Here is a 9,796-nt window from a genome sequence, read left to right on the forward strand (position 1 = left end):
TTATGCCGCTGCGCATGAAACCGGTGCTAAGTGGACGGATGAACAGCGAAAATCCATTCAATCATCTGCAGTTGAGTTGGCGGAATGGACGCAAAAAGCCGATGAGGCCGTGCGTAAGCAGCGTGAAATGACGGATGCATTGAAAGAACTGAAGGATGCAACACGCAAATATAACGATGATGCCGCTTTAGCGCGAAGTACCGTGGGTATGGGCAATCGTCGCCGCAGTCTCGAAGAGGAGCGCCAGCAAGTTGAGCGGGTATTCAGTAAAACGGATGGCGGGACCGAGGCTTTATTAGCTCGGCAAAATGCTTTGGACGCACTGAATAAAAAATACAAGGAAGCCGTTCTTGCTGAAGCTGACTGGCGTTCTGGCGTTAAAGCTGGTTTGGAAAACTGGGTTGATGATGCGAGCAACTACGCAGGACAGGCGGCAAGCGCAACACAATCGGCAATGTCAGGGATGGTGAATAATATTTCCGACATGTTGGTTGGCAATAAAGCCGATTGGAAAAGCTGGGCAATCGACGTCCTGAAAAGTATTGATAAGGTCCTTATTAATATGGCGCTTGTTCAATCAATTAAAGCTGCGGGGAGTTATTTCGGCGGGGGATTCGGAAGCTTAATGAGCTCCATTGTCCCGAATGCGAAAGGGGGCGTTTATGATTCACCTAGCTTAAGCTCTTACAGTGGACAAATTGTTAACTCGCCAACTATGTTTGCTTTCGCTAAAGGTGCTGGTTTGATGGGAGAAGCGGGGCCTGAAGCAATCATGCCTTTAACCCGAGGATCTGATGGTTCATTAGGTGTACGCGTTCTTGGCTTGGAAAATGTCCAAAATGGCACAACAGCAATCACATCTAATAATGCTATCAATATCGATGTTGGCGATATCAACCTGATCAGCGATGGCTCTAAAGAGCAGCAGCCAATAGGTGACGTGAGTGGTGCTAAGCAGCAACTCAAAAACGAAATTGTTAATACCGTCAATGAGCAGGCATCGAGAGAGGGAACGCCGCTTTGGCAGCTAATTAACAGAAGAAGGTAAACTGTATGGTAGAAACGTTCACTTGGTGTCCCCGTATTAATGCGCAAAGTGATACAACATTCAGAGTCAAAAAAGCCCAGTTCGGTGATGGATATACACAAACCGCGGGCGATGGGTTAAACAACCGCTCTGATAGTTGGCAACTTGAGTTTGTGGGTGAAGAGGCAATGATCGAACAGATTGTTGCCTTTTTTGATCGCCACGGTGGGTATAAGTCTTTTATTTGGAAGCCACCACTCCGACCACAAGGGCTATTTCGATGTGAACAATACAAGCCTAGTGCGCTGGGTGGCGGTAAATATTCATTAATGACGACATTTATTGAGGCATTTAGCTCATGAAAATAACTGCAGACGTTCAAATGCTGGAGCCGGGAAGTCGAATACAGTTAGTTGAAGTGGATGCCAGTGCGTTTGATGGTCCTATTCTGCGCTTTCATGCCTATAACTTACGTTATACCGAAAAGGAGCTTAAGGCTGCGGGTGATGAACTCGCACCTCGCTCTATCTGGTGGCAAGGCAATGAATATGGTGCGCATCCCTATCAAATAGAAGGAATGTCCAAAAACAGTGACGGTGCGCAAGCTAGACCGAAATTTAGAGTCTCAAACGTCAATAGTGTTATTTCATCATTATGTTTGCAGTTTGATGATATGGCGCTGGCAAAAGTCACTATTTATGAAACCTTCGCTCATTATCTCGATGCTAAAAATTTTCCTGATGGAAACTCTACGGCTAACCCTGAAGAGTGCTTTACGCAAGTTTATTACATTGATCGTAAAAACAATGAAGTGGCAGGTGAAGCGGTTGAGTTCGAGTTATCTAGCCCGTTTGATTTGCAGGGAATTATGATCCCCGCTCGACAAATCCATAATCTTTGCTCCTGGTGCATGAAAGGTGATTATCGAAGCGGGCGAGGCTGTAATTATACGGGCAATAGATATTTCGATGAGCGTGGAGAGCTGGTTGATGATCCGGCGTTAGATAAGTGCGGCGGACTTATTAGCGATTGCAAAAAACGCTTTGGTGAAAATGAGCCTTTGGATTTTGGAGGGTTCCCAGCAGCGGGATTAATACGATGATCACAAAGAAATTAATGGAGGCGATATTTCAGCATGTAAAAGCGGAATATCCCAAAGAGGCTTGTGGTGTTATCTGCCAAAAAAGCCGAGTCAAAAAATACTTCCCTTGCAGTAACCTCTCCGATAATCCCACTGAACACTTTGAACTTTCCCCAGAAGACTATGCGGCTGCCGAAGATTGGGGCGATCCTATAGCGATTGTGCATAGTCATTGTGGTGATGGGGTGACCTCTCAACCGAGCGAAGTTGATAAGCTACAGTGTGATGCGACGGGATTGCCATGGGTGATAGCTTCCTTTCCTGAAGGTGATATTCGCATTATTCAGCCTCGCGCAGAACGTGAGCTAGAAGGGCGCCCGTTTGTGCTAGGTCACGCCGATTGCTGGTCACTTATCATGGACTATTACCGACAAACACACGGGATTGAGCTGCATAACTACAGCGTTGATCATCATTGGTGGGAGTGTGGCGAAAATTTGTATATGGATAACTGGCAGCAAGAAGGTTTTGTTGAGTTTCCGGGTGAGCTAAAAGATGGCGATATGGTCATCATGCAAGTGCAAGCGGATGTTCCTAATCATGCCGGTGTGATAGTGAATGGCATGCTTCTACACCATCTTTACGGGCAGCTAAGTCGCATTGTTCCTTACAGCGACTATTGGCGCGATAGAACGGTCAAGGTAGTACGACGCAAGGAGCTGGCATGAGTTTAAAAACAATACGGCTCTATGGTGTTTTGGGTACCAAATTTGGTCGAGAACATCGGCTTGCTATCGATTCTCCGCGTGAAGCGATTAAAGCGTTATCGGTACTCTATGATGGATTTGAGCAATTCCTTGCCAATGCGCATCTGAGAGGGCTGGAATTTGCTGTTTTCAAAGGTCAGCGCAATATTACTGAAGATGAATTGCATCTTGATACCAGTGAAGAAATTCGCATAGCTCCAGTAATCAAAGGCAGTAAGCGGGGTGGCTTCTTTCAGACTATTTTAGGTGTGGCCATGATTGGGGCTGCAATGATGTTAGGTCCTGCGGGCTGGGCTGCATTTGGTGCAGGAGGCTTTGCTAGTGGCGCATTGGCACTCGGTGGTGCTGCCATGGCATTGGGTGGTGTTATACAAATGCTATCACCTCAGCCACAAGGATTGTCAGTGCGACAAGATTCGGATAACAAACCTTCTTATGCCTTTGGTGGCGCCGTGAATACGACAGCGCAAGGTAATCCGGTACCGCTTTTATATGGGCTAGACCGTCGAGAAGTTGGCGGCGCGATTATTTCAGCGGGGATTTATACCGAAGATCAGAAATAGCAAAACGAACACGTTAACACGAGCGGCTTAATTGCCGCTTTTTTTATGGGTGAAATATGGAAACGATATACGGTGCCAAAGGCGGTGGTGGTGGCGGACATACGCCAGTCGAATCAAAAGACAGTTTGCTATCCGAATCAACCGCAAAAATTCTGTTAGCGATTTCGGAGGGTGAAATAGCCGGTGGGTTGGATGATACCCGTATTTTCCTCGACGATACACCGATTGGTAACTTAGACGGCACCAAAAATTTTGAGGGTGTGACGTGGGAGTTTAGATCTGGCAGTGAGCAGCAAGAATACATTCAAGGCATTCCCTCCGTGGATAATGATATTGCTGTAGGAATGGAACTGAAAGACGATCAGCCTTACGTCAGAACCATTAACAACACTCAGTTATCTGCTATTCGTGTTCGCTTTTCGGTACCGCAATTAATGCGCCAGCATGACAACGGAGACACGACAGGCTACCGCATTGATTACGCTATTGATTTATCCACGGATGGAACAGGATATAAAGAGCTTGTTAAGTCTGCATTCGATGGAAAAACAACAAGCGAATACCAGCGCACCCATCGTGTCGATTTACCCAAGGCCACAACAGGTTGGCAATTGCGTGTTCGCCGGCTCACTAAGAATCAGAATACTGCCCGTATTGCTGATAAAGTAACGATAGCAGCTGTGACGGAAGTCATTGATGCAAAGCTACGTTATCCCAATACTGTGCTTTTGTTTGTGACGTTCAATGCCCGTCAATTTAATAATCGGATCCCCAAGATTAGCGTTCGCCCGAAAGGTGGCTTGCTGATTAAAGTGCCAACGAACTATGACCCAGTGAATAGAACTTACTCTGGCGGATGGGATGGTACCTTTAAACTTGCAGCAACCAATAATCCAGCGTGGGTATTTTATGATTTAGTGCTGAATAATCGCTACGGATGTGGTGACCGGATCAAGTCATCTCAGGTTGAAAAGTGGGACTTGTATAAGATTGCGCAATATTGTGACGAGTTGGTACCGGATGGGCGAGGCGGTGATGGGAAAGAGCCGCGCTTTTTGTGTGACGTGTATATCCAGTCTCAAGAGTCAGCCTATACCGTACTGCGTGACATTGCGGCGATATTCCGCGGTATGACGTTTTGGGCTGATAATAAAGTGAATGCGATTGCAGACATGCCATCCAGTATCTTCCGCACATTTACCAACGCCAATATTATTGGTGGCAAACCATCATATTCAGGTGGCAGTATCCAGAATCGCTATACACAAGCACTGGTATCTTTTACTGATACAGATAATCACAGTAATGATGATGTTGAAGCGGTTGCTGACCTAAAGCTTCAGCGTCGTTATGGTGTACGCAAAACTGAGTTATCCGCCATTGGGTGTACGCGCAGAAGCGAAGCAAATCGTCGTGGCCGCTGGGCATTATTAACCAATGCGAATGACCGCATGATCACTTTTGCTACAGGGCTTGAGGGGGCGATCCCTTCTCCTGGTCACATTATTGCCGTAGCCGATTCAAATTTAGCTGGGCGTGATACCGGTGGACGCATATCTTCCGCGAAGGGGCGTAATATTACCCTCGACAGGGAAACTTCAATTAAAGCGGGTGACCGCCTGATCATCAATCTACCTGATGGAAAATCAGAGGGGCGAACCGTTACCTCAGTAAATAAAAAAGTGGTTACGGTTTCTGTCGAATACTCGCAGGTACCGCAAAAAGAGGCGGTGTGGGTTGTTGATTCTGATGATTTGGCTGTCCAGCTATATCGAGTAATTAATATCAGCGACAACGGCGATAACACTTACACCATCAGTGGCGCCATTCATAATCCTGATAATTATGAACACATTGACTCTGGCGCCCGAATTGATGAGCGTCCTATTACAGTTATTCCTCCAAGTGTTCAGCCTGCCCCGAAAAACGTAAAAATTTCATCTTATTCTAGAGTGGAGCAAGGCATTGCTTTTTCTACGCTGAGTGTCAGTTGGGAAGCGCCAGAAAGTGCGATTGCGTATGAAGCGCAGTGGCGCCGCGATAACGGTAACTGGATCAACGTGCCTCGAACGTCCTCGCTAGGGTTTGAGGTTGATGGAATTTATTCTGGACGATATCAAGTGCGTGTCAGAGCAATTAACGCTTCTGAAATTTCCAGTATTTGGGCGAATGCGCCAGAAACAACACTGACAGGGAAGGTGGGTAATCCGCCGAAACCGGTGAATTTTAGAGCATCTCCGCTCGTGTTCGGTATTAAGCTTGATTGGGGATTTGGTGATAACACCGGAGATACGTTAAAAACAGAGATTCAGTACAGCAAAACCAATGATGGCAATGGACTTATGTTGCTTGCAGATGTCCCTTACCCATCGCGTTCCCATGAGTTAGCCGGTTTAGCTGCGGGCATTGCTTTTTACTTCAGGGCGAGGCTGGTGGATAAATCAGGCAATGAGTCGGAATGGACCTCATTTGTTCGCGGGGAGTCTGAGTTTGATGTGAATACTATCATGCCTGCTCTCGATGAGCATTTCATGACTGCAGAAGCAGGTAAGCAACTTGATAAAACACTCGATTGGCTTAATGAAGCATGTCTAATCAACATGGCTGCTACCTATGAGCTTCAAGAGGATTTATTCGTTAAACATGGACAGTCGCAAGCTCAAATTAAAGAGCTATGGCGTGTGTATGCGGACAGTGAACTGGCTTGGGCTGAGAAGTACACGACGGTCAATGCCTCCATTAACGGCGTGAAATCTGAGGTTGCTACGCTAGATAAGGCTGTTGCGAAATTAGATAGCGCATTTGCAGAATCCCAAACTCAACTACAGGTGAAATTTAATGAGCAAGAGGCGTTAATCAATACCAAGATGCAGGCTGAGTTTAAGCAAGGTGCAGGCTATGCGATGCATAGTACGAATATCACGATTGTTGTTGATGGTAAGAAGTATAACGCAGCTGGAATGGTGATTAGCGCTGAACTGAAAAACGGCAAAATCGAGTCATTCATCGGTTTCAATGCGAATAACTTTGCTTTCTATAATCCAGTGAATGGAAAAATGGAGCCCTTCTTATACATGAAAAACGGTCAAGTTTTCATGAATGAAGCATTTATTAGCAAGGCATGGCTTAACGAAGTTGTTGTAACTGACAAAATGACGTCAGCAAACTATGTCCCCGGTAAGATAGGTTTTAATATTGATGCTAAAACTGGGGATGCTGAGTTTAACAAACTGCTCATCAGCGGGGATTTTAAAATTGTCGGTGATGGCGGGCAATTATTAATTGATGGTACAGGAGTAACTATTTTTGATGAAAACAAACGATGGGCTACGAAACTAGGGAGACGCCCGGTATGAGTGATGATTATGGATTGTTTATTAACCCTAAAGACGGCGGTAAGCCCATTGAAATCACCAACAACTCTTATCCGCTAACCTTCCTAAAGCATGTTGTTATTCATCCACTCAGCCCACAGCCGTATCAAAAAAATAAGTCTGTTAATGTACCAGGAATGTCAAAATACAATGTGGTTATTGTGCCTTCAGCGTTATGCCACTTTCTGGCTTATGGTTCGGTGCAGGGCGTGAGTATCGGAAGCTATTGGGTGTCTGGCGATACATTCTATTGTAACTATGACTGGTGGGGCGGTGATTCAGGTTGGTTACCGGGGAGTGATGGTAACTCCCACTTTTTCTTATACGGTGTACTGAAGGAAGCCCCGCAAGACTCTTATGGGCTTTTTATTAACTCACAGCTAGATGCTGCAGTTGATAACTTTAGAGCTATTACCCAAGAATCCACGGTTTCATATTGTGTATTTCGGCAAAAAATATTTATACAAGCGGATAAGAATGGGCGTGGTTATTGGAGCGTTCCGGATTCTATCCCGAACCGTAACTCGGTCTGTGTATTTATTCGACCTGAAAACACAAGCCAAACGATACGTTATGACAGACCTAATAACCGGATAATTTCGCTAGAGTCTGGCTGGGTATATGTTGTGATATTTGCGTCTGGGTTAAATCTTCAACCTTCCGATGGACTGACGATTTGGAACAGAGAGGGCAAGGTAGTATTCAACTCAGAGTACACACCGTTTTATAACAATGGGCAGATAGTTAACACGAGCAATAATGTTGCCACCAGTAAATTCGATGTCCCGATGTTCACGATGGATAGCCCCAATACATGGCTGGAGAATGAAGGAAATACTGTTAACTGCTACATGTCTGGATTTAGGGTATCAGGGAAACAGCTTATAGCGAAAAGGATGTGGACCATTGGTGATTACCCCACGTATGCCAACTACATGTACAACAAGATAGTGTATGCCGGCAGCTACGCCATAGACTTCAACGACTACTTCTAAATACTCAATTCAACGATAAGCCGCTTAATTGCGGTTTTTTTGCGTCCAAATTTTGGAGTTAATATGATTTATCAAACAGGCACAATCACAACCACGGCAGGGCAAACAAAAATAAAAGGTACCGGAACGCGCTGGAAAGATAACTTAGCTGGCATTTCGGAAGGCTGTCCAATCTCTTACCTCATCAATAACGTTGTGTACATGAACACTGTGCTATCTGTGAATTCAGATACCGAGATTAACCTCACATATCCTGTACCTGTTGCCGCTTCGGCGGCTAAGTATCAGATAGCGACATTCGTTCTGGATAGCATGAGCGATGGCGTTCGCAAGATGCTTGCGAATCAGCAGTATATTCAGTATTTCCTGCGCAACATGGACACATGGATGACGCAGGACGGCATTGTTGAAATCAAAACGCCGACTGGGGATACGGTAAGACTCGAAAGCATTATTGCGCTGAAAAATCTGATAGATGGAAAGTTTGATAAAAAAGGCGGTGAAGTCACAGGGCCAACAACATTCAAACACACTAACATCAGAGTTAGCGGTACAAATGACTGGACATCACTTAGATTAATTAGACAGGATGGCTCGTATGTGATGTTTCAAACTAACCCTGCAACAGACGGCAGCATGGCAACTATCGTCAATAGGGATAAAGATGAAAAAACACTAGGCATTGTTAGCATTCCAAATAAAACAGGGACGGCTATGCTTGTTGGTGATTTTGGTGTTGGCAGTCGCCCGTTCGGAGCGAGTCCATTTAATGTTAATGATGACACAAAGAAGATAACCGGTTTTTTTAGCTACACTAATTTCAACAAAGATAACTTATCTTCAGGATTCCGAGGCTTCTCTTCATACTATAACGACAATATTGGGTTTATGCTTGGCGGTGCGGTTATTAGCGGAAAGTATATTATTAGCGCTAAATTCATTATGAATAATATTGAAACTGATGCCACCTTACTACATTCGCTTAATACCACAAAAGACTCAAACGGCAATATAAAAGCTGCATCCCCAATTATTAAGGTATTCGCAGATCATATCGAACTCAACGATGAATCAGAAGGTGTAACACTCAAGAAACTGCACACTGGAATTTATCAACTGCATGGGGTGCTTGGTTTACACCCTGATGCTAACTGGGGAGGTATTAATGGTGGTATCACAATTCCATGCGGCATTAACCAGCTTCCACTTGTGTATGCGCTTTATGATGTACTTGAAAAGGGTAAACCACATCCATTTGACGGTCGTATCGTTGAGCCTGATGAGGATGGCGATATCGTGCTTTATACGACATATCGCAAGCATGACTTGCCGCAGAATATTCAATATGAGCGATTCAAGCTTTACCCTGAATTTCTTAAAGAAGTTGATGGGGAAATGGTTGAGTTAACTCCGGGTGAGCCTTGCGATATTCCAAACGGCCACTGGATTGATGTTCGTGTGAATATGCCGAGTGATTCTATCTACAATCAGAAGCTAGCTGAAGCAGAGCGATTAGCGAAAATTGAAGCGGAACGGGTAGCTAAAGAAGATGCTGACGAAACTGCGCGTGAGGAAGCGGAGAGATCAGGTGATGAATCTAAGCAAGAACAAGCAAGCAAACTAGAAGAGTAATAACTAAGGTGCGCCAGCTCGAGTAGTTGGCGCAATCTGATCATTTATCGAAATACTCCACCTCCTCAGTTTCTTTCATTTCAGGCATCCAGTCTCCATCATTCCAGATTTCTTCCAGCGTTTCTTCAATGTAGGTTTTCTTTTCGTTCTTTCCAAGACCATCAATAGACACATTCGCTTGAGATCCCCAGTTGATATCGATGTTTAAATCGGGGTATTTAGAGCTCAATCTTTTTGTGATCTCATTTCTCAATGCGTCGAAAGTCCCCATGGGTAACTTGCCTTTCATACTTGCAGCGAAGCGAACTTTAATTGTAACCATCTCACATCCTCCTTACATAAAATACTGTCTATAAA

The 9,796-nt window shown here is 44.9% G+C and carries 9 protein-coding genes; 8 read left to right on the forward strand and 1 reads right to left on the reverse strand.

The annotated features are described in order from the left end of the window. The 8 genes from JK188_RS14600 to JK188_RS14635 all read left to right on the forward strand — a co-directional run. The coding region (locus tag JK188_RS14600; protein ID WP_211888660.1) for a phage tail tape measure protein at nt 1-1,048 on the forward strand (1,048 nt) is incomplete at its 5' end. 5 nt (nt 1,049-1,053) lie between these two features. Further along, a complete protein-coding gene (locus JK188_RS14605; protein ID WP_211885858.1) occupies nt 1,054-1,389 on the forward strand; it encodes a phage tail protein in 336 nt (111 codons plus the stop codon). Next, nucleotides 1,386-2,129, forward strand: a complete 744-nt coding sequence (locus JK188_RS14610) for a phage minor tail protein L (protein ID WP_211885856.1) — start codon at nt 1,386-1,388, stop codon at nt 2,127-2,129. Before JK188_RS14605 ends, JK188_RS14610 begins: the two co-directional genes overlap by 4 nt. Further along, complete coding sequence (locus tag JK188_RS14615; RefSeq protein ID WP_211885854.1) at nt 2,126-2,836, forward strand: C40 family peptidase; 711 nt, start codon at nt 2,126-2,128, stop codon at nt 2,834-2,836. The genes JK188_RS14610 and JK188_RS14615 overlap by 4 nt, the downstream gene beginning before the upstream one ends. Beyond that, nucleotides 2,833-3,438, forward strand: coding sequence for a tail assembly protein (locus tag JK188_RS14620; RefSeq protein ID WP_211885852.1), 606 nt, complete (start codon nt 2,833-2,835; stop codon nt 3,436-3,438). Before JK188_RS14615 ends, JK188_RS14620 begins: the two co-directional genes overlap by 4 nt. 56 nt (nt 3,439-3,494) lie before the next feature. Continuing rightward, nucleotides 3,495-6,794: a TipJ family phage tail tip protein gene (gene gpJ / locus JK188_RS14625; RefSeq protein ID WP_211885850.1), complete on the forward strand. Its 3,300-nt coding sequence runs from the start codon at nt 3,495-3,497 to the stop codon at nt 6,792-6,794. After that, on the forward strand, nt 6,791-7,807 hold the full coding sequence (locus tag JK188_RS14630; RefSeq protein ID WP_211885848.1) for a DUF6453 family protein: 1,017 nt from the start codon (nt 6,791-6,793) through the stop codon (nt 7,805-7,807). Before gpJ ends, JK188_RS14630 begins: the two co-directional genes overlap by 4 nt. A 63-nt stretch (nt 7,808-7,870) precedes the next feature. Then, a complete protein-coding gene (locus tag JK188_RS14635; RefSeq protein ID WP_211885846.1) occupies nt 7,871-9,439 on the forward strand; it encodes a phage tail fiber protein in 1,569 nt (522 codons plus the stop codon). 40 nt (nt 9,440-9,479) lie between these two features. Here the strand turns inward: JK188_RS14635 and JK188_RS14640 are convergent, their stop codons facing one another. Then, the gene (locus JK188_RS14640; protein ID WP_036983167.1) at nt 9,480-9,761 is read right to left on the reverse strand and encodes a DinI-like family protein; all 282 of its coding nucleotides are present in this window, start codon (nt 9,759-9,761) and stop codon (nt 9,480-9,482) included. Nucleotides 9,762-9,796 lie beyond the last annotated feature (35 nt).

This window comes from Providencia sp. JGM181 (genome assembly GCF_018257375.1).
GTDB lineage: Bacteria > Pseudomonadota > Gammaproteobacteria > Enterobacterales > Enterobacteriaceae > Providencia > Providencia lanzhouensis.